The organism is Shewanella sp. (genome assembly GCF_047975355.1).
Taxonomy (GTDB): Bacteria; Pseudomonadota; Gammaproteobacteria; order Enterobacterales; family Shewanellaceae; genus Shewanella.
This window is the reverse complement of the sequence record NZ_JBKEDJ010000022.1, coordinates 25,342-46,137: the sequence shown is the minus strand read 5'-3', so window position 1 is coordinate 46,137 and position 20,796 is coordinate 25,342. Positions and strand designations below refer to the sequence as shown.

Below are 20,796 nucleotides of genomic sequence, written 5' to 3'. Positions count from 1 at the left end.
CTAGTGTTACGTCGTGTCGGCATTTTGCTGTTTCAGGGTGATTGTTATCCCTAAAGGGGTAAGCGGATATTGTGGTAAACCACATAGGCAAGTTGAGTGTGATCTGCGGCAACTAAAAGTTAAAAATGGTCTAAAAATTCGTGAATAGGATCAATAGAATTGGCGAGCCCTTTGAGGAACCACTCGCCTATATTTTGAGATAAAAAACTGGCTAAAAAAATCTAAAAACTGACCAAACAAGCTCGGTAAAATAGCTGCTTAATCGACTAGGGTGATCTCTAAGCCATTGAGTAAACGAATGGCTTCGTCACGGCTAAACTTAGCGCCCTTAATTTTATTGTTAAAAATATCGATATCGTAATCGCTCGCCTCGGAGAAATCCGCTTCCATCAACTCGGTGCGGCCGAATAAGCTGTGGCGAAAATCGCTGTAACTAAAGTTGGCGCGATTAAACTTGCCCTCACGGAAATCCACATCCTGCGCCTTACAGCCCTCGAGCACCATTTCATCGAGCTTAAGCCCCATAAAAGAGCAGTCATTTAGGATGCAGGTTCTAAAGCTAAAAGGCGCCGCAAAGGATAATCTCGGCCAAGCGGCGCGAGTCCAATCTATGCCCACCAGCTTACATTCTTCAAAACTTACGCCGTTAAATTGGCTTGAGGGCACCTTGAGCAGGCTCAAATTACAGCCCACAAAACGGCAATCGATAAACTTGCAGTTACGGAATGTGCTGTCGCTAAACTGGCAATCGTGGAACTCGCACTCTTCAAACTCCAGATCTTGCCACTGGGTTTGGCTCTCGGCCAAGGCGATAAATTGCTTCGAGAAAAAATACCGCCCCTCGGAGGCGGCGCGCGCCATCATCGGCGTTTTTACATCTGTCATTGACTACCTCTATATGTGCCACCCCTGCTATAGGCTAAGGGCTGATGGGCAAACTGTGTTTTTCAATTCACAAAAAGTGGGCGTTAACGCAAAAGGCCACGCGGTATAGCTGCTTAGCCACTCGCTTTATTCAGGCCACCTATATTACCCCGACTTACAGAGCTAACTGCATGCCTATATTGGGATTAATACCATTCTAAGGCTTAGCGAGTCACACTATAAACTCAAGCTTCGCGATTCCTCTGCTCGGGTTTTATGGGAAGTATTTTCAGTCGCCGCATTGCTCCCTGCCCAATTTACACCGACACGCCGCACAGATGTGCATAAATAGCCGTGGAAAATTTTGCGAATAAAGGTAAAATGGCGCCACTTTTCGCGGCTGTCTAACAAGGTTCTCTCGGATTAATGGTTAGCCTTTTCGAGCAAAATGGCACGGGGTTCCCCCGCTTGAACAGACCAGATTCCTTCTGGCGCCAACCTTGCTCTGCGTGCTATTTTTACCCCTTATCCCAACCTTCTCTCTCCTGCCTATCGCCCGAAAATATCCTATTCGCTTTACGTTTTAACCTCACCAATCTCTTGTACTCACTGAGCGATAAGCTATTGGTCAATAATAAAAAGGTGGCAAAGCAATTACGGCTTAAGCACACCGCAACGAATAAAAAACTCGTCCCTACACTCTCTATCCAAAGGAATACTCGTCATGAGTCTTGCTGATTCCGTATTAGCCGTAAACAACGATTTACCCATCCGCACCGACAGCCCAGTCCATAGCGGCAAGGTACGTAGCGTTTACTGGCTAACCGACGCCGACAGCCGCCGTTTAATCAAAACCAAGGGCTACAATGTGCCCGAAGATACGCCACTTGCCATTATGGTGATTAGCGACCGTATCTCAGCCTTCGACTGCATCTTCCACGGTGAAGGCGGATTAAAAGGCATTCCTGGTAAAGGCGCGGCATTAAATGCCATTTCTAATCATTGGTTTAAGCTATTTGCCGAAAACGGTTTAGCCGACAGCCATATTTTAGATATTCCGCATCCCTTCGTTTGGATAGTCCAAAAAGCCCGCCCGATTAAAGTCGAAGCCATTTGCCGCCAATACATCACTGGCTCAATGTGGCGTGCCTACTCTAAGGGCGAGCGCGTATTCTGCGGTATCACACTGCCAGAAGGCTTAGAAAAAGATCAAAAGCTGCAAGATTTGTTGATCACCCCTTCGACCAAAGGCATCTTAACTGGAATCCCCGGTGTGCCCGCGCAGGACGATGTGAACATCAGCCGCAGCGATATCGAAGCCAACTATCAAGCCTTTGGTTTTGAAAAGGTAGAAGATATCGACCTGTACGAGAAACTGTTAAAAGATGGCTTTAAGGTGATCTCAAAAGCTCTAGCCGACCTTGACCAAGTGTTTGTGGATACCAAGTTCGAGTTTGGTTATGTGACCGATAAAAACGGCAGCTCAAAACTGATCTACATGGATGAAGTGGGCACCCCTGATTCATCTCGCATTTGGGACGGCGCCGCCTACCGCGATGGTAAAATCCTTGAAAACTCTAAGGAAGGCTTCCGTCAGTTCCTGCTGAACCACTTCCCTGATCCAGATATTCTGCTTAACAAGGACAGAATGCCAGAGCGCGAAGCCCTCGCCCGCGATAATGCCCTGCCATTAGAGGCCATGATGAATGTGTCACGCACTTACACTGGCATCGCCGAGAAGGTGACTGGCGCGGCAATCCCGCTGCCAGCCAATCCTAAGGCAGATATTATTAAGATCCTACGTGAAGAGTATGATCTGATTGTTTAATCAGATTTCAGGTTAGTTAGGGTGTTACCCTCAACCTAAATTGAAAAAGGCGCTTAGGCGCCTTTTTTGTTTTTCAAACTGGGTTTGGATTTATTTGTATGAGTCAATTTGACTCAATTCTGAAATTGTTAATCTGAGGAAAAACAAAGTCAAAGTCGTGGGGCTTCACCCCACACCCGACCAAGGAGGACTGCTCGTCCTATCCTCCTTGGATGCTCCAAGACGCCCCTACGGAGTTGAAAGCCCCTTGGGTATTCGGCGCCCTTATGCTATCGCGTCAGACGCTCGTCCCTGATTCGACTGACGCTGTCTCGGCATCCATGCCTCGACCACGCAACGGACACCAATCCCCTGCGGCAACTCCGAGGGTAGGTGTATTCCTAACCCACGGTGTTTGCAAAATATCAAGAGGTTGACACCTATAACATCTTAATTTCAGTACCTAGAAAAAAACCTTAAACACCATTCAAAATGAAAACAAAATGAGGCTACCTGAAGCATTATTTTTCTTAATTGAAAAATAGAATACTTCTGAGTTAAATTAAAACAACACTCATATGGATGAAGTAACATGAAATTTATTTATAAATATATGAGTGAAGTCGCCGCGATTTCATTCTTGAAAGACCCATGGATAAGAGTAACCCCGAAAGCAGCATTGAATGACCCATTTGAATGCCGTCCCACACAACTGACAAAAGAAAGAATAGTTAAGAAATTTAAAGGTCAAAAATCATTATCTACACAGCCGAATTTGATAATTCATAACTTCGAAGGAGTAATGGACTATTTTGGTATTGTATCGCTTTCTAAAAGCTTCAATGATTTACTAATGTGGAGTCATTATGCCGATTCGCATAAAGGCCTAATGCTTGAATTCGATTTGGATGAAATCAAGAAGTTAACAATTCTTTATGACGATAAGATCGAAGACAATGTTCAATATACCCACTCAAGAGCTTTTGAGGGAGTAGGTAATAGTTTGAACGAAATCAGAAGGCATTACTTTTTATCCAAATCACCACCATGGGGCTATGAGAATGAATACAGACTAGTCTTACCTATAAATCTAAACATGAAGGTTGCATTTGACCAAGAAAGTAAAGAGTCTCTGCATGATATGAAGGTTTTAGGTTTTAGCGCAGAACTTTCCCGAAATAAATCAAGGTTTACTGAAAAGTATTTTTTAACACACCTTAATGAAAGTGACTTTGACAAATTATGTGACGTTTGGCTTAATTCCAGCCAATCAAATACACAGTTTTACCAGTATATTGGTTATAAAGCATTAAATAGGATTTACTTAGGGGCTAACTCTAATATTGATTTATTCAAGATGCTATTCGATGAATTATCTGAAACCCCTGACCCTTATCGTACCTTTAAATCGATAATAACCGACGAGTACAATGGAATTTATCATATGAAATTAGATCCTGATAAGTATGAATTAATAGAACAGCAACTCTAAAAATAAAAATACATAACTTACAGAAGTTCACCCGCCCTGCGAAGTTGCTGAAGGGCGTTGAAGAAAATCGCGTGAGCGAGACATGGATTTCTCGCTAGCTTTCGGGGTACAGGATGTACCATCGGAAGCGTTAGCGATTTTCGAATAAGCCCGAAGCCACTAACCAATGCATCTAACTTCGCTAGGGACGCCGGGGGATTTCCAAAAGGGGAACAGGCGTTTTTCCCCTTTTGGTCGGGTGTGGGGTGAAGCCCCACGACTTTGATTTTGACTTCTAACAGGACAGATAAAACTTAAGCAATTTCATGTTCAAGCACGAACGTAGGGGCTAACATCCCAAGTTGTCACACCTTCAACCCAAGGTTAAATCTTCACACAGACAAACAGCGCAGTACCCGAGCTTAAATCCCATGGGACGATTTTTTCATAATCGTGTTCAAAGATATGCACTTCAAAATATGGCGCGAGTAACGCTTGCAGCTCCGCAAAACTGGTCGCGACCATAGTATGTTGGTCTTGCCATAATTCTGTCTGCAGCATAGAAGTATCGACTTCTACATCAGCCTGTTGAGTAAACGGCTGCTGACGCTTTGCAATACTCAGGTTTAATGACTGGTTTTCGCCATGCCCACTGTAATGCCAGCCAGATTCAAAGGCAAAATGGTGCCCCTCAAACTCGGCAAAATGCTTAATCGATAAGCGGTTATCGATGCGGTGCTTATCAACCGAGTTAAAACAAAATATCCCGCCGTCATTAAGGGCGCGGTGCACACTGGCAATACAACTCTTAAGGCGCTCGATACCCGCACTGTAATGAATGGAATATAAAAAACAGGTAATTAAATCCACTGGCTGCTCAAGATAAAAGGCGGTCATATCCTGAAGATTAAACTGTGCTTCAGGGCAGCGACGCATGGCCATATCGAGCATCGGCTGATTAATATCCAGACCACGACACTGATAGCCAAGGTCGATAAAATGCCGTACATGCGGGCCAGTGCCACAGGCTAAATCGAGGTGTTGCTTGCCATTATTCCCTAAGAACTGATGCAATCGATGAATGCTCGCACTCTGTTGTTGATAGTTGATATCGGAGCACATGAGATCGTAATAACCGGAGAGATCGGTATAAAGCGCGTTAGAAGACATAGCGGCAAACAGGAGCCATAGGCAATTAAGGGTGGCGCATGATATATCAGTTGGCTAAGAACCGATACACACAATGTGACGCCTCAGCGTAAGCACAAGACACTTGCATCAATTTAATCGAATAAATCAATGCTACAACGCAGAATAACAATCCAATGTCTCAAAGCTGGTTAAATGCTCGAGCCGAGGCTTTGCAAAATAATAGCCTTGAAAATAGTTAATTCCACGGCCAACAAGATAGTCTAATTCCTCTTTACACTCGATCCCTTCGGCCAGCACCTGAGTGTTAAGCGTGCTACAAATACCGAGGACTTCATCGATAACAAACTGTTTTTGCTTATCTAAATGGATATTCCTGATCAACTCCATATCGAGTTTTAATACCTGAGGGCGTAAAAACTCCAACCAACTCAAATCAGCAAAGCCACTGCCAAAATCGTCGATGGCGGTAATAAAACCTCGTTTAGCATAACTTTCAAAAATACGGCTCAACTTGGCCCTATCGACAATCTGCTCCCCCTCAGTCACTTCAAACATAATGTGATGAATATTAAAACCAAAGAGGTCAGCCGCTTCAATCGAGGCGCGAATACAGGTTTCGGGGTTATAAACAGCATTAGGTAAAAAGTTGATACTTAACACTTTATCTAGACCAAGCTTGGCTGCGGTTTCAATAGCCTTCACGCGACAAGCCTGATCAAAATAGTACTTATTGCTTTCGTTTATGCGCTCAAAGACCCAAGCGGCGCCTTCGCCATTTGGACCTCGTACTAGGGCTTCATAACCAAAAATTTGCTGATTTGGCCAATCGATGATTGGCTGAAATGCCATGCGAATTTCAAATCCGAGTGACTTGCCACTTAAGCAGTCCATGCAGGTTTGTTGCTTGATTTGAGAGGGGAAATCCATCATAGGTCTCCTTTAGCTTGCCCTCTCTCAGTGTGGGGATGATTAACTCATTTTTCCAGCTTTTCGTGTTTCAACCCGCTCAATAAACACTATTGTGTAAATTCATGGCAGAGCACTGATAGATTTAAATACAAAATAAACGATGGATGAGATCTGCAAGCTTCATCCATCGTTTTGATTTACTGTTGTTTTATTTGAGTTTATAAACCACTTCGACTCTATCTTCGATAGTGACTTGGCCATATTGATAGCTTTCGGCAGCGCCCATGGCATCGGCCTTGGCATTCATACGTAACATCACGGGCTGCACAGGGCGTTGATCGTAATAACGAATTTGCCACACCTTACCTAAGTTCTCCCCAAATCCCTTAGCTAAGCTTTCGGCTTTTTGTTTAGCATCGACAATCGCCGCTTGGCGCGCCTTGGCCACATACTCGGCCTCTTTGCTCGACTTAAGGGCGATATTATTGACCCTGTTAATCCCCTCCTCTAAGGCGGAGTCCAAAATGGTATTTAAGCGGGCTAAATCACTAATGGTGACTGTGATTTGGCGACTCGCGGTATAACCACTCAGCTCTGGCGCCTTATCCTGGGCATACACATATTGCGGCTGCAGATTTAAGTTAGCGCTTTGGATTTGCTCCTTGGTAATGCCCGCGGCGGTTAAACGGGCGATAAATTTCGCCACTGCGGCATCCGAATTATCCTTGGCGGCCTTAGCCTCTTTCTCGGTAACGGCTACTTCGACATTAAGCTCTGCCATATCCGGCTCAACCTGAATTTGACTCACCCCCATGGTTTCGATATGGGGAAAATCTACGTCGGCGGCCATCGCCTTCGCGGTAAACACACCTGAAAAAAGACCACCAGCCACTAATACAGCTAAAAGAGAATGCTTCATTGTTAACTCCAACTAAATCATTTAAGGCGAGACTGCCGTGGTTCTGACGCGGCGGCTATCGGTTAAAAGTGCGACTCGCTGTACCAATATGTAACAGCACCAATATGTAACAGCCCGATTTGTCGTCCGTTGCGATAGCCACGCATCATGCAAACTATCCCTATAAACGCAGGCAAAAATAAAAAGGGTTAATTTTTTTGAAAATTTTTTAAATCGGCGGCGAACGGCAGTGCACTGCGCCATTCAAACCGTAAAGCCATTCACTCAAGATGAAATGCGGCGGGATAACTAAGCTACGGACTCTGCCGCGCCGCAACTGGTAGAAACGCACTCTTGGCTGTACACTTTTCACCCAAAGACACTGTACCTTTTAATCACTTCAGGTATAATCCGCGCTCTTTTTACGGCGCTCTTTTATCAGCATCAGCGAGACACCATGACAGTTGAAACTTTTAATCCTAAGCAAACAACCACGCTTGAGACCCCAGCCAAGACATTAGAAGCAGCGAGTGCTGATTCTACTGCTACAGGGAATCGCATCGGTTTCGTGTCTTTGGGTTGCCCAAAAAACCTAGTGGACTCAGAGCGCATTCTGACCCAATTACGCATCGACGGCTATGAAGTCACCAACAGCTACGACAATGCCGATCTGGTTATCGTCAACACCTGTGGCTTTATCGATGCGGCGGTTGAAGAATCCTTAGATGCGGTGCGCGAAGCCCTAGAAGAAAACGGCAAAGTGATCGTGACTGGCTGTTTAGGCGCCAAAGAAAACCAAATTCGTGAAGTGCACCCAGATGTGCTCGAAATCACCGGTCCGCACAGCTACGAAGCCGTGTTAAAGCATGTACACAAGTACGTGCCAAAACCAGAGCACAACCCATTTACCTCTTTAATCCCACAAACTGGGGTTAAATTAACGCCTAAGCATTACGCTTACTTAAAGATTTCAGAGGGTTGTGATAACCGTTGTACCTTCTGTATCATCCCAGCACTGCGTGGCGATTTAGACAGCCGCGGAGCGGGTAGCGTATTAGATGAAGCCAAGCGTTTGGTTGAATCAGGCGTGCAAGAAATTTTAGTCGTTAGCCAAGACACCTCTGCCTACGGTAAAGACAAGGGCGGCCGCACCGACTTCTGGAACGGTATGCCAGTGAAGCAAGACATCACTAGCCTTGCTCGCCAACTGGGCAAGATGGGCGCTTGGGTACGTTTACACTACATCTACCCATACCCATGGGTTGACGATCTGATCCCCTTGATGGCCGAAGGTTTAATCCTGCCATACCTAGACATTCCAATGCAGCACGCCAGCCCACGCATCCTGAAAATGATGAAGCGTCCAGGCCGCGTTGACCGTCAGTTAGAAGCGATTCAACGCTGGCGCGAAATCTGCCCAGACTTGGTGATCCGCTCAACCTTTATCGTGGGCTTCCCAGGCGAAACCGAAGAAGACTTCGAAATGCTGCTCGACTTCCTGCGTGAAGCGCGCCTCGACCGCGTTGGCTGCTTCAAGTACTCAGAAGTGGAAGGCGCTGTAGCCAACACCATCGCTGAACTTATCAGCGAAGACGTGAAAGAAGACAGATACCACAGATTTATGGAAGTCCAAGCCAAGATCAGCGCCGAGCGTTTAGCCCGTTTTGTTGGCCGCACTATGGATATTCTGATCGATGACGTTGACGAAGAAGGCGCGATTGGCCGCAGCTTCGCCGATGCTCCAGAAATCGACGGCATGGTCTTTATCAACGGTGAAACCGAACTCGAACCCGGCATGTTAGTCCGTGCTGTGATCACTCACTCGGACGAACACGATCTGTGGGCCGAGTTAGTCGACGCCGATGCAGAAGATGATATCGAGGCTTAAGCACTCGACTTAAGCGTGCTACTTAAGTGCTTGCCCTCGGCAGTCGATTAGCCGGATTAAAAACATAAATAGCGAGCCCTTGATATTAATACTAATAGTCAAGGACTCGCTTTTTTATGGGCAATCGTTACCAGCCTAGTGATAGGTATTGAAGGAAATAGGCAGCAAATGGCAGAGCAAATAAGTCGAGGAATAAGTTCAGGAATGGTGCGTTAAGAGGCTTACTGGATAAGAATCAAAGAGAAATCGAGCAGAGATAAGGGAGAGACAAGTTACAAGGCGAGCAAAGTTAAAACTTCAACACTAGCGAGGCAAGCCCCATAAAGTCGAAAGGGGTACCGCCCCTGTGCTGATACCCCTTTCGGTTTGCTGCTTTACGGTTGTAAGACCCTTTGCCTTTTTTCGGCTTTTCGGTTCGCATTCTAAACAGTGAACTCGTCACCACAGCCTTGAGTGCGTTGTCGGTAATAGTGCCGCGACCATTTTCATGTTCGAGCACGCTAGTATCTTTAAGCTTTGCCATAGGAACTCCTCAATTAATTTCATACAGGCCAAATGTACCTCACCCGACCTGCGGCGACACTATAGCGCAATATGACAAGATGTACAGAGTTTGTGCAGTAGTGCAAAGAATCTCTCTTTTTATTATCAAAAAGTATGATAGATTAATTCAATAAAAATAATACATTAGGCTAACAAGCCTTCGCCTTAGTTGTACTTTTAGCTCGCCCATTGGCGGCAAGATTACCCTTTGTAATCACGGGATAAGGAGATCATTTTGCAGTTTGCAGTTATTTATCGGCCTTTGCTTAGCCTCGTTTTCTTGTTACTCAGTTTCTTCCCCAGCTTAGCGCAGGCTTTTTCAAGCTCTGAGTGCATCATTACCATGGGGTATCGCACCAGTGAGCGCCTTCCTTTTATCCAACACGAACCCAATAACCAAGGCTTTTACCACGACATCTATCAAGCCGCCGCCGAGCGGATTGGTTGCAAACTCAGGATCACGCGGGCGCCTAAGATGCGGATTTTGCGGGATCTCAAGCTCGGTAATATCGACTTTTACCCAGGGCTCAGTTTTAGTGAGGAACGCGCCCAATTTGCCCATTTCATAGCTAACGGTTTGTCGGAACGCGCTATAGGGATTAGCCGTGCGGGAGCCGCCGATATCATTTCACTCGAGCAACTATCCCAGAGCGGAATGACACTGCTAATCGCGCCCGGCAGTTATGACTTTAACGGCTTACCCGAGACCATGTCGGTACGTAAACCGCCCGAGCTCGATGTACCTAAGGCCTTAGATCATCTGCTTGCCAGCCAAGGGGATTTTTTTATCTACGATCAGGCAACCATTACTTATTACCTTAAAAATCGGGATATGAGCCAATTTAAGCTACACCCTAATTGCTGTCAGCAGCCTCTGCCCATGTATTTGGGATTTTCGAAAAAAAGCCGCCATTTTCGCGGGCAACATAACCCTAACTACCGTGCAGACTTACCCGTCAGCCCAGATAACAGCCCCAACAGACTGGCCGAAGATTCGAAGGCCTATGAGTTTGCCAAGGCACTCGCCGCCATGGATGCCGAAGGGGAAACCCAGCGTATCTACTTTAATCACTTCGGTTAATCCAAAGGCGTGTTAAACCGCGCCGCTTGTTATCCTCTAGCTTATCTTCATCTCGGTGCTAGCTAGCCTTCAGGCCGCTATTTCAGCTTTGTCTTTATAAGCTCTGCGACAATATGCCGCACCTGTCACACTCGGATGATCTTTATAATGCAGCGCAATTTATCCGAGTGAATGGAAGACAAAACGATGGCTGCAAACGCTTCAACTATCCCCCACGGCTTTAAATGCTCCGCAATCGCCAGCGCGCTGACCTTAGCATTTGGCGCTTCGGTTGCCTCACAGGCCATGGCCGACGAGACCAATCAGACTCAAATTGAACGTATTCAAGTCCATGGCGAGCAGAGTATTGGCCGTAATGCCTTAGGCTCGGCCGATGCCTTGCTGAAAGACCAAGGTGTCGATTTCTCCGAAGCGGGCGGCGTTTCCGCCTTGCCCGTGCTTAATGGCATGATGGGCGATCGCATTAAAGTGTTAGTCGATGGCGCGGATATCACCGCTTCCTGCGCTAACCAAATGAACCCACCACTTTCCTACGTGTCAGCTAACCAAATCAGCTCGGTAGAAGTGGTCGCGGGCGTGTCCCCTGTTAGTGCAGGCGGCGACAATATCGCCGGGGTGATTAAAGTTAATAGCCTCAATCCAAAGTTTAACGACAGCGAAAACCTCAGCTTCGAAAGCGGCGAGATTTCATCGGGATACCGCAGCACCAGCGACGCCTTCTTACTCGGTGCTAAGGCTGGAATTGCCAGTAAGAACTTAAGTTTCAGCTATCAAGGCGCCTATGAGGATGCCAATAGCTACCAGGATGGTCACGGCGATAAAGTGCTCGATACCCTCTATCGCGCCCAAAACCACGCCTTAACGGCGGCATGGCGCGATGACACACAACAACTGGCGATTAAGCTAACGCACCAAGCTATCCCGTTCCAAGGTTTTCCTAACCAATACATGGATATGACGGATAACAAGAGTTATGGCACCCTAGTCCGCTATCTGCGGGATTTAGACAACGACGGCGAATTTAGCGCCCAGTTAAACTGGCACAGTGTGAAGCATGAAATGGGCTTCTTCACTCCAGAAAAAACCGGCAAGATGCCAATGAATACAGAGGGCAGCGATTACAGCTACCAACTGCATTGGCGCTTACCTATGGGCGATAACAGCACGCTACTCATCGGGCAGGAATATTATAACTATCAACTCGATGATACTTGGCCAGCCGTGCCCGGCACTATGATGGCCCCCAATGACTATATCAATATCAACGACGGTGAACGCCGCCGCGCCGCAGTCTACGGCGAATGGCAACAAAACCTCACGCCACTCTGGTGGCTATCTGCAGGGATACGCTACGAATATGTCACCACAGATACTGGCGAAGTGCAGGCCTACAGCAATATGCCCATGATGGGCATGCCGAATATGGATGCCGAGGCAGCCAAAGCCTTTAATGCTATGGATAGAAGCCGAGACGATAACCTTATCGACGCCACTCTGTTAGCGCGTTATAAGCTATCGGCCAAACAACAATTGGAATTTGGCTTAGCCCGTAAAAACCGCGCGCCAAACCTGTATGAGCGTTACAGCTGGGGCCGTGGCGTGATGGCAACCACTATGATCGGCTGGTATGGCGACGGTAACGGTTATGTGGGTAACCCCGATCTTAAGCCCGAAACGGCGCACACCCTGAGCGCGGCCTATAAGTTTAATGGCGATGCATGGCAATTCTCGACCACGGCTTGGTATAGCGCGGTAACCGACTATATTGATGCCGAGGTGATTGGCAGCTTTAACCGTACTGGCCTAGCCAACGGTAAACGCAATATCCTTAAATTCACCAACGAAGATGCCAATTTATATGGCGCTAAGTTGAGTGCGAACTACCTATTAGCCGATACCGACAGCGGTAAATGGCAGATGCAAGGTAAGCTCGATATCACCCGTGGCGAGCGCGATGAGGGTAACAAGCCGCTTTATCAAATCAAACCGCTACAAACCGAGTTAGCCCTTAGCCATCAACTGGGTAATTGGGAAAACCGCCTGTCATGGCAATGGGTAGCGACTAAGGATAAGGTCGATGATCGCCGCTTAGAAAATGAGACCGACAGCTATTCGCTGTTAAATTTAAGCAGCAGTATCAAATGGCAAGAGCTGAGTTTAACCTTTGCGATCAACAACCTGTTTGATACTTACTACGAACTGCCACTGGGTGGTGTCAACCTTGCCGAATTTAAGGCCGATAGCACGGGTGGCTTTAGCCAAGTCGCAGGCTCGGGCCGCTCATTTGAATTAGGCGCTAGCTACAAATTCTAATAAGCAGCGCCGCTAACAAGTGGCAAGGCTATTTAGGACGAGGCAATTAAATCAAAAAGGGCAAATGCAGCTGCATTTGCCCTTTTGTTTAAAGCTCACTTGGTGAGAACTGAGTCATTAAATGAACCCGACTAAGTTAACTCAATCAGTTACCCGCGACCTTCATCTCGGATAATAAGATCCCGCCGGTGCGGATAGACGAACGTAAATCGAAGTCTTTACTGACCGCCTGAATCCCACGGAACATATCCTTCAAATTGCCCGCGATAGTGATCTCTTCGACGGGGAACTGCACTTCGCCATTTTCCACGTAAAAACCAGCGGCGCCGCGGGAATAATCCCCCGTTACCATATTCACGCCTTGGCCCATCACTTCTGTGACAATCAAGCCAGTGCCCATGCCTTTGACTAGCTCATCGAAACTTTGGCCAGTGTGCGCCAGCGTCCAGTTGTAGATGCCGCCCGCATGGCCTGTGTTAGTTAAGCCTAATTTGCGCGCCGAATAGCTGGTCAGCAGATAGCTTTCTAACATACCACGGTCGATGATGCGTCTATCTTGGGTCGCCACACCTTCGCTATCGTAGTTGGCACTGGCAAGTGCGCCCAGCAGATGCGGTTGTTCTTCAATGTTGAACCAATCGGGGAAGATTTGGGTATGAATCGCATCCAACAGGAAGCTGGATTTACGGTACAAGCTGCCACCGCTGATCGCACCGACTAAATGGCCGATAAGCCCTGTGGCGATTTCAGGCGAAAGCAGAATAGGTAAACGCGAAGTCGCAATCTTACGCGCGCCTAAACGGCTCACTGTCTTTTGTGCGGTTTTCAAACCTACGGATTCTGGAGATAGCATCTCACTGAATTTACGGGCGATAGTGTAATCGTAATCCCGCTGCATGTTGCCATCACTGTCTTCGCCGATCACGCTGCAACTTAAGCTGTAGCGCGAGCTGCAATAACCATTTAAGAAGCCGTGGCTATTGCCGTAAACCTTGACCGAAGTGTGGGCGTTTGCGCTGGCACCATCGGAGTTATTGATGCGCGAGTCGGCATCGAGCGCCGCGGTTTCTGCGCGAATCGCCAATTGGGCTAATTCGTCGGGGGAAATATCTTCAGGATAATAGAGCTTAAGATCGCGGATCTCAGTCGCCATTAGGGCTTTGTCGGCTAAACCGCTAAAGGGGTCGGCAGAAGTATAACGGGCAATATCGTCCGCCGCTTTCACCGCCAGAGCAATGGCTTCGGGACTGAGATCGGAAGTCGATGAACTGCCCTTGCAACCATCGCGATAAACCGTAATCCCTAGGGCGCCATCTTTATTAAATTCAACTGTTTCCACTTCTTTTAAGCGGGTTGAAACCGATAATCCCTGTTGTTTGCTGATCGCCACTTCGGCGGCATTTGTCCCTAATTTATTGGCATATTCGAGGGCCACGGCAACCGCATCTTTCAGCGCGCCCAATTCACTATCGATTCTGTTCAAAGACACAAAGCTACTCTTTCGTTGTCGGCAATGGCGTTAGCATAACAAACACCCATGCCATTCTCATTATTTATTGCGCGCTTATTTCGTCAATCTCAGCCATGGCGCACGCGCTTTCGTTAGGCGATTTTTGGCGGGAGATGTTATTATTAGGCCGTTATTTAACTGAGGTTTTATCTATATGAAGATTGTTGGTGATTCAGAGCATTTTAAACAACCCTATGACAGTGACGAAGAGTATGTCAGCAAAACCGAGGACAAGCGTGACTGCGAAGCTGCTCAAAAAGTCGGTATGGAATTGGTGTCGCTCAGCAAGACCCAGCTAGATAAAATCGAGCTGGACGAGCACTTATATGACAGCATCCAACAAGCTCATAAGATTAAGCCGAAGACCGAAGCCTATCGCCGCCATATGCAATATATCGGTAAGTTGATGCGTAACGTCGATGTGGAGCCAATTAAAGCCGCGCTCGCTATCGTACTGAACAAAAACAACAACGAAACCGCTAAGCTGCAAATGTTCGAGAAAATGCGCGAGCGTTTACTGAGCCAGGGCGACAGCGAAATTCAAACCTTAGTGGAACATTACCCACAGCTGGACAGACAGAAGCTGCGTACCTTAGTGCGCCAAGCCACAAAAGAGTTGGCAAAAGGCCCTGAGTCCAAATCATCAAAAGAGCTGTTTAAATACCTACGCAGCGAAATCCAAGACTAACAATTCAGCCCAACAAGGATGTTTGCTTATGCGATTTAGCAACACGTTTTGCAATCTTACTTTGCTTTCTATTGGCTTATTTGGACTTTGGGGCTGTAACGGCCCTTCTGACGAAGATAACGGTGGCACAGATGCCAGCGACGGTACTTACAAACTGTCTATCGACTTTAAAACCCTATCGGGTAGTCAATGTGGCAGTTTTACCTCACTTCAAAGTTTCCCTAAAGACGCAGGTTTTTGTGCTGTCGCCAAGTTAAACAAAGGTTCGGCTAAGGTCAGCAATCAGAGGGTTAACTTTACGAGCGACCTTGGGGCGTTAACACCGGAAAGCAAACTCACAGATAGCAACGGTGAAGCCATTGTTATTGTTAGTAATCCAGATTTGCTCATCAATGCTGGCACTATTACAGCAACGACCACCCCAAATGACTCAAGCACAGTGCTATCAGCGACTCGCAACTATGAATTTACCGGCACTATCGATGGTACGGGCGCATCAATCGCCCCAAAACTTAGCGCCAGTATTCTTAGCGGCGCGAATTTAGTGACTCGCTTTAAAGTGGATGAAGCCGTGCAACTGCAGGCCATCTTACTCGATGCCGAGAGTAACGGTATTGCCAAAACCAAGGTCACCTTTAGCGCGGGTTCGGCCACCTTAACCCCTGCCAGCGCGCTAACCGATGAGCAAGGTATTGCCCAAGTAACTTACACCCCGAGCGCGACCGAATTAGGCGCCAATGCCTTAACGGTAACAGTGGATTATCAAGGGCAATCGCTACAAAGCAGCAGCTTATATGAAGTGCTCAGCAAAGATGCCGTTAACGAAGCCGGCACCTTAAAATTAGGCTCCTTTAATGGCGGCAGTTTTACCGAAGGTAAACTGGCGAGTACGTTAACGGCGCAGGTCGATGGCAGTTATAAAATCAGCGCGGGCGGCAGCTTTGGCGTGACCGCAAGCTTAGTGTTAGAGGCCAGCGATGGCACTATCACTCGCGTACAGACGCCGTCATCTATCAGTTTCAGCTCTGACTGTACTGCCAGCAATAGTGCAACCTTAGACACGCCTGTCACGACCCTATCGGGTAATGCCAGCTCGACCTTCCAAGACACCAGTTGCAGCGGTAATAGCGAGCGTAACGATCAAATCGTCGCGACCACAGTAGTAGGTAATCAAACGCTGACGGCAAACTTCCCCTTTACACTACAACGCCAAACCTTAGCTAGCATCAGCTTTGAAGCGGCAGAGCCTAACCAAATTCGCATTAAAGGCGCGGGTGGGACTGGGTCGAGCGAATCATCGCTGGTGAGCTTTAAGGTGATCAGCGCTAATGGCCAACCAGCAGCGCAGCAAAAGGTCAGTTTTAATTTAGATACTGTGGTTGGTGGCTTAAGTTTTTCAAATGGCAGCGCCAATGCCGAGGGGCAAACAAACTCCCAAGGTATCGCCAGTGTACGCGTACTTTCAGGCACAGTACCGACCCCTGTTCGCGTAGTCGCCAGCGCAGTGGATGCCGATACTAAGGAAGTGATCACTAGCCAATCCGAGCAATTAACGGTTAATACGGGCCTGCCACAGCAGCTTGGCTTTAGCCTTTCTACGACCATATTTAACCCAGAAGCGGGCGATTATGACGGTGAAACTGCGACTATTACCGCCAGACTGTCGGACAGCTTTGGAAACCCAGCTCCCAACAATACTACGGTTAACTTTACGACCGAAGGCGGTGGTATTACATCTTCATGCTTAACACTAGATGGTGCTTGTAGTGTTATTTGGACGTCTAAAAATGCACGCCTCACCGACCACCGTAGCACTATTCTTGCGTATGCCTTAGGTCACGAGACCTTCTTTGATACCAATGGCAATAACATCTTTGATGATGCTGATATCAGTAAAGATATCAATGGCGCGCCAGTAACGGATTTGGCTTGTTTAAATCGTGCCGGTATTGCCACAAAATGTACTGGCAACGGGATGGATATCGAAACCTACCTGCCTAAAGGCTTCAGTGATTTAGGAGATGCCTTCAGGGATGATAATGAAGATGGTATCTGGAATTCAGGCGAGAAATATTTAAATACTCAAAACAGTGGGACTTATCTTGCCGCCGATGGCAAGTTTAACGGCCCTCAATGTGAAGGCAGCCTCTGTGGCAAAGACCAAGCGAATAAAATCTACATTCGTAAGGCTTTGGTGCTAAGCATGTCTGGTTCGCAAGCTTATATCAGTGTGCAGCAAGACGGCGTGCTACTACCTAGCATCAATGATATTAAACCCGTTGCCGCAGGTGCCGAGTCTGAGTTTGTGGTGTTTGTGCACGACAGCGCCAAGCAAATTCTGCCTGCCAAGACCAAAATCGAGCTCTGTGTCGATTGTAACGGTACACCAGAAATCATTGAGGTAGCCAATATTCTCACCGCGAAGAATGGCTTAGGCACACCACTCAGTTTCACCGCCTCTGCGGGGAGTCAAGTCAGCATAGTGACCACTACGCCTAAGGAGATTAAGACCTCCAATTTAGGCTTTGCCGTGCCGACACTGTAAAAACCAAAAGACCCGCCAAGGCGGGTCTTTTACTTTCTAACTCAATTTCTCGGTTAATTCTGTAACTCTACCGCCTTGCGTAAACGTAGGCTTCGCAGCGCCAAGTACAAGACCCCAACAGCCGCCCAAATTAAACCAAGCTCTAAGGACTGAGGCTCAAGGTTAAGCCACAGCACGCCAATAGTCGCCGCGCCGCACAAGGGTAAGACGAAATACTGCATGTGCTCTTTAAGGGATTGGTTGCGTTTCTCTTTGATATAAAACTGCACTATCACCGACAGGTTCACAAAGGTAAAGGCAACGAGCGCGCCAAAGTTGACGAGCGCCAGTGCCATTTCAAGATCGAAGGAGACCGCCGAAAGCGCCAGTAATCCCACCAGAATCACGTTAAATGCCGGCGTGCGCCATTTGGGATGAATATAGCCAAAGCCTTTATTGGGCAGCATATTGTCACGTCCCATCACGTAGAGAATACGTGCCACACCCGCATGGGCGGCCATGCCCGAGGCCAACACCGCAATGGTGGTGGCCACCAGCACCACTGACTGGAATAAATTCCCCCCCACATACAGGGCAATCTCTGGCAGCACAGCATCTAACTGCTGGAAGCGAGAAATATCCGGGAAAAACAGCTGTAAGAAATAGGATACGCTGACAAAAATTACGCCGCCAATCAGCGCCGTCAGCACGATGGCGCGGGGGATGACTCGCTTAGCGTCCTTGGTTTCTTCACTCAACGAACTTAAACCATCGAAGCCTAAGAAGGAGAAACACAGAATAGTCGCGCCAGTAAATAGCGGCGCAAGGCTTATCTCTTCGGAATAGAATGGACGCACACTGGCAATCACACCTTCACCTTCGCCAAGGGACAGGCTGTGGGCCATTAAACCGATAAACACTAAGATAATGGCTATCTGGGCAAATACGATAACACCATTAAAATTCGCCACTAAATCTATGCCCCTCAGGTTTAATACCGTCATCACAGCGACTAAACTAAAGATAAAAATCCACGGTTCGACGTTAGGGAACATGGCCGTGAGGTAAATCTTTGCCAGCAACATATTGATCATCGGCATAAACATATAATCGAGCAGCGATGACCAGCCCACCATAAAGCCGACATTCGGGCTAAAGGTTTTTTGCGCATAGGTATAGGCCGAGCCCGCATAGGGATATTTACGTACTAAGTGACCGTAGCTAAAGGCGGTAAACAGGATCCCCGCTAACGCGAGCAGGTAAGAGGTGGCCACATGGCCTGAGGTGATCTCGGAGACAATGCCAAAGGTGTCAAACACGGCCATTGGCGTGAGATAGGCTAATCCCATCACAACCACTTGCCACAGACTAAGGCTTTGCTTTAAGCCTGGATTTTGTTGGCTCATATCCAACCTCCTTTTGCAGCAGGTGGAATTGCAAACGCAACAGATTGATTTACGGCAACTACCGAACATCCGGTAAACAACAGCCCCATTGAATTGTCCTCAGTAAAGTAGGTTCAAACGAACCTCATATCATTTCCGGATGTTTACCGGCCTCAATTGGTTTAAAACCCATACACTCAAAAAGAAAATAACCGAGATACTGAATACCCCGGTTATTTTTGCGGCGCGCATTCTCCCCCAAAACAGAGTCGAAGACAACCCAATAAGGGCATTAAGTTGCCTATCTGTGCTACAGGCAGATAAAAACCTTCCTATTCAGAACTGAATCTCCACTCTTAAGGATAAGCGTACAAATATTGTACTTATCAGTGTGAACTTGATCTGATTGTCGCGATTTTTGAGACAAAGAGACACGCTGTTATGGGCTTATCCCAGCTGAAGGGTTGCCGTAAAGTATGTTCCATCAACCCGATATGATTTTAATAAAACGACTTAGCAGTCTTAGGAGTCCATGATGAAACTGAATAAAACCATGATGATGGCAGCAGGTGCAGCCTTACTGTGTAGCAGCGTTCAAGCCGTCGAGATCGATTACTTCGCGGGTATGGGTTTAGGTTATCAAGCCGATGAAATTGAAGGTGTTGTCAACAAAGACACCGAAGACCTGAGCTATCAAGCCCGCGTTGGTATGTTGATTGAGCAAAACCACCGCATTACCGGTACTTTTGGCTATATGGAAGATAAATTCAACTTTGCCAACGAGAAGTACAAACAGGAACAGTACAGCTGGTTAGTGTCCTATGACTACCTGTTACCAGTGCATAAAGACGTTAACCTGTTCGCCGGTGTCAGCATTGGCGCAAACGACAACAAAGTTTCAGGCAAATCGGCTACTGATTTCGTTTATGGCGGTCAAGTTGGCGTGCAATACAAATGGAGTGAGCATTTCTCATCGGATCTTGGCTACCGTTATTTAGCCCAAGACTATGAAGAAAACGGTAATGAAATCAACAACAGTCAACAGGTTTATCTCACCCTAGACTACAAGTTCTAACACTACTTTCTCCCTCATTATTTTCTTGGAGTACCTAAATTATTTGGGTACTCCCTTTTTTTGGACAGCCTACTGTACAGATACGACCATCGACAAAGACTTACATTCAAGATACAGGGGCCATAAATCGATGTGAGAGAAGCTTAGAAGTAAAGGCTTTCTACGATTTTACCATTAACCAGCATATCGCATTTATCACCCGAACTAGATTTAGTCGCTTGGACCACACCCGCAATCGCTCCAAATGCACCACCTTGGCTGCTCAGAACAGATCCAAAATAACATTGACTAGAGATGGTATATCCCTTGTACTTACCGCTTAGGTTTTGGGTTGGCGTGTAGGGAGGAAAAGTGCCTTTCATCACTGAGTCGCCATTCACAGACAGTGAAATATTTTTGCGTTCAGTATCATAGCTGCCGCCAAAAACGAGATTGATACCATCGATCTCAACGGTTTTTTCTTGAGCTACTATAGGTGGTTTTGCGGCGCAGGCGGCAAGAAAACAACTGCCAATGGCCAGAGAGAGTAAAGTAATTTTACGCATTTCATCTTCCTTTTGATGCGATAAAAAATGAAGCAATTGCTTCGAAATTAAACGGCCCCTGTTTAATTTTTTGCCGGACGATTATATCTATATCTGCCTAATATCCAATAACAAATTTAATACAAACGTAAAAATCAGTGTTT

Annotated in this window: 16 protein-coding genes; 8 read left to right on the top strand and 8 right to left on the bottom strand. The window is 47.1% G+C overall.

Annotated elements, in window-relative coordinates:
• Positions 1-258 precede the first annotated feature (258 nt).
• Positions 259-885 (bottom strand): pentapeptide repeat-containing protein, encoded by a 627-nt coding sequence (locus ACK5NH_RS08160; RefSeq protein ID WP_416919067.1) that lies wholly within the window; start codon positions 883-885, stop codon positions 259-261.
• A 703-nt stretch (positions 886-1,588) separates the two neighbouring features.
• Between ACK5NH_RS08160 and ACK5NH_RS08155 the strand changes: the two genes are divergently transcribed.
• Both ACK5NH_RS08155 and ACK5NH_RS08150 read left to right on the top strand, forming a co-directional pair.
• Positions 1,589-2,692, top strand: a complete 1,104-nt coding sequence (locus ACK5NH_RS08155) for a phosphoribosylaminoimidazolesuccinocarboxamide synthase (protein ID WP_416919064.1) — start codon at positions 1,589-1,591, stop codon at positions 2,690-2,692.
• 571 nt (positions 2,693-3,263) lie between these two features.
• A complete protein-coding gene (locus ACK5NH_RS08150) occupies positions 3,264-4,163 on the top strand; it encodes a DUF2971 domain-containing protein (RefSeq protein ID WP_342201576.1) in 900 nt (299 codons plus the stop codon).
• 363 nt (positions 4,164-4,526) lie between these two features.
• Here the strand turns inward: ACK5NH_RS08150 and ACK5NH_RS08145 are convergent, their stop codons facing one another.
• The 3 genes from ACK5NH_RS08145 to ACK5NH_RS08135 form a co-directional block, all read right to left on the bottom strand.
• Entirely contained in the window at positions 4,527-5,312 is a 786-nt protein-coding gene (locus ACK5NH_RS08145) for a class I SAM-dependent DNA methyltransferase (protein WP_416919062.1), read from the bottom strand.
• A gap of 132 nt (positions 5,313-5,444) precedes the next feature.
• On the bottom strand, positions 5,445-6,221 hold the full coding sequence (locus tag ACK5NH_RS08140; protein WP_416919084.1) for an EAL domain-containing protein: 777 nt from the start codon (positions 6,219-6,221) through the stop codon (positions 5,445-5,447).
• A gap of 190 nt (positions 6,222-6,411) precedes the next feature.
• A complete protein-coding gene (locus tag ACK5NH_RS08135; RefSeq protein ID WP_011624181.1) occupies positions 6,412-7,122 on the bottom strand; it encodes an oxidative stress defense protein in 711 nt (236 codons plus the stop codon).
• 436 nt (positions 7,123-7,558) lie between these two features.
• Here ACK5NH_RS08135 and rimO point away from each other — a divergent pair, with 436 nt between their 5' ends.
• The gene (gene rimO / locus ACK5NH_RS08130) at positions 7,559-8,989 is read left to right on the top strand and encodes a 30S ribosomal protein S12 methylthiotransferase RimO (RefSeq protein ID WP_416919060.1); all 1,431 of its coding nucleotides are present in this window, start codon (positions 7,559-7,561) and stop codon (positions 8,987-8,989) included.
• Between the two features lie 289 nt (positions 8,990-9,278).
• Here the strand turns inward: rimO and ACK5NH_RS08125 are convergent, their stop codons facing one another.
• On the bottom strand, positions 9,279-9,512 hold the full coding sequence (locus ACK5NH_RS08125; RefSeq protein WP_416919058.1) for a ribosome alternative rescue factor ArfA: 234 nt from the start codon (positions 9,510-9,512) through the stop codon (positions 9,279-9,281).
• A gap of 282 nt (positions 9,513-9,794) precedes the next feature.
• On the opposite strand from ACK5NH_RS08125, the gene ACK5NH_RS08120 reads away from it, so the two are divergent.
• Both ACK5NH_RS08120 and ACK5NH_RS08115 read left to right on the top strand, forming a co-directional pair.
• Complete coding sequence (locus tag ACK5NH_RS08120) at positions 9,795-10,613, top strand: substrate-binding periplasmic protein (RefSeq protein ID WP_416919082.1); 819 nt, start codon at positions 9,795-9,797, stop codon at positions 10,611-10,613.
• A 186-nt stretch (positions 10,614-10,799) separates the two neighbouring features.
• Positions 10,800-12,926 (top strand): TonB-dependent receptor, encoded by a 2,127-nt coding sequence (locus ACK5NH_RS08115; protein WP_416919056.1) that lies wholly within the window; start codon positions 10,800-10,802, stop codon positions 12,924-12,926.
• Between the two features lie 145 nt (positions 12,927-13,071).
• Here the strand turns inward: ACK5NH_RS08115 and pmbA are convergent, their stop codons facing one another.
• Positions 13,072-14,415, bottom strand: a complete 1,344-nt coding sequence (pmbA, locus tag ACK5NH_RS08110) for a metalloprotease PmbA (protein WP_416919054.1) — start codon at positions 14,413-14,415, stop codon at positions 13,072-13,074.
• 175 nt (positions 14,416-14,590) lie between these two features.
• On the opposite strand from pmbA, the gene yjgA reads away from it, so the two are divergent.
• Together yjgA and ACK5NH_RS08100 are read left to right on the top strand one after the other, a co-directional pair.
• Positions 14,591-15,124: a ribosome biogenesis factor YjgA gene (yjgA, locus tag ACK5NH_RS08105; RefSeq protein WP_011625015.1), complete on the top strand. Its 534-nt coding sequence runs from the start codon at positions 14,591-14,593 to the stop codon at positions 15,122-15,124.
• A gap of 28 nt (positions 15,125-15,152) precedes the next feature.
• Positions 15,153-17,669 (top strand): Ig-like domain-containing protein, encoded by a 2,517-nt coding sequence (locus ACK5NH_RS08100; protein ID WP_416919052.1) that lies wholly within the window; start codon positions 15,153-15,155, stop codon positions 17,667-17,669.
• Between the two features lie 53 nt (positions 17,670-17,722).
• Here ACK5NH_RS08100 and ACK5NH_RS08095 read toward each other — a convergent pair whose 3' ends face one another.
• Positions 17,723-19,054: an APC family permease gene (locus tag ACK5NH_RS08095; protein WP_416919050.1), complete on the bottom strand. Its 1,332-nt coding sequence runs from the start codon at positions 19,052-19,054 to the stop codon at positions 17,723-17,725.
• A 514-nt stretch (positions 19,055-19,568) separates the two neighbouring features.
• On the opposite strand from ACK5NH_RS08095, the gene ACK5NH_RS08090 reads away from it, so the two are divergent.
• Positions 19,569-20,108 carry an outer membrane beta-barrel protein gene (locus tag ACK5NH_RS08090; RefSeq protein ID WP_416919048.1) on the top strand — a complete coding sequence of 180 codons (540 nt, stop codon included), beginning with the start codon at positions 19,569-19,571 and terminating at the stop codon, positions 20,106-20,108.
• A gap of 143 nt (positions 20,109-20,251) precedes the next feature.
• Here ACK5NH_RS08090 and ACK5NH_RS08085 read toward each other — a convergent pair whose 3' ends face one another.
• The gene (locus ACK5NH_RS08085; RefSeq protein WP_416919046.1) at positions 20,252-20,653 is read right to left on the bottom strand and encodes a hypothetical protein; all 402 of its coding nucleotides are present in this window, start codon (positions 20,651-20,653) and stop codon (positions 20,252-20,254) included.
• Positions 20,654-20,796: the final 143 nt, after the last annotated feature.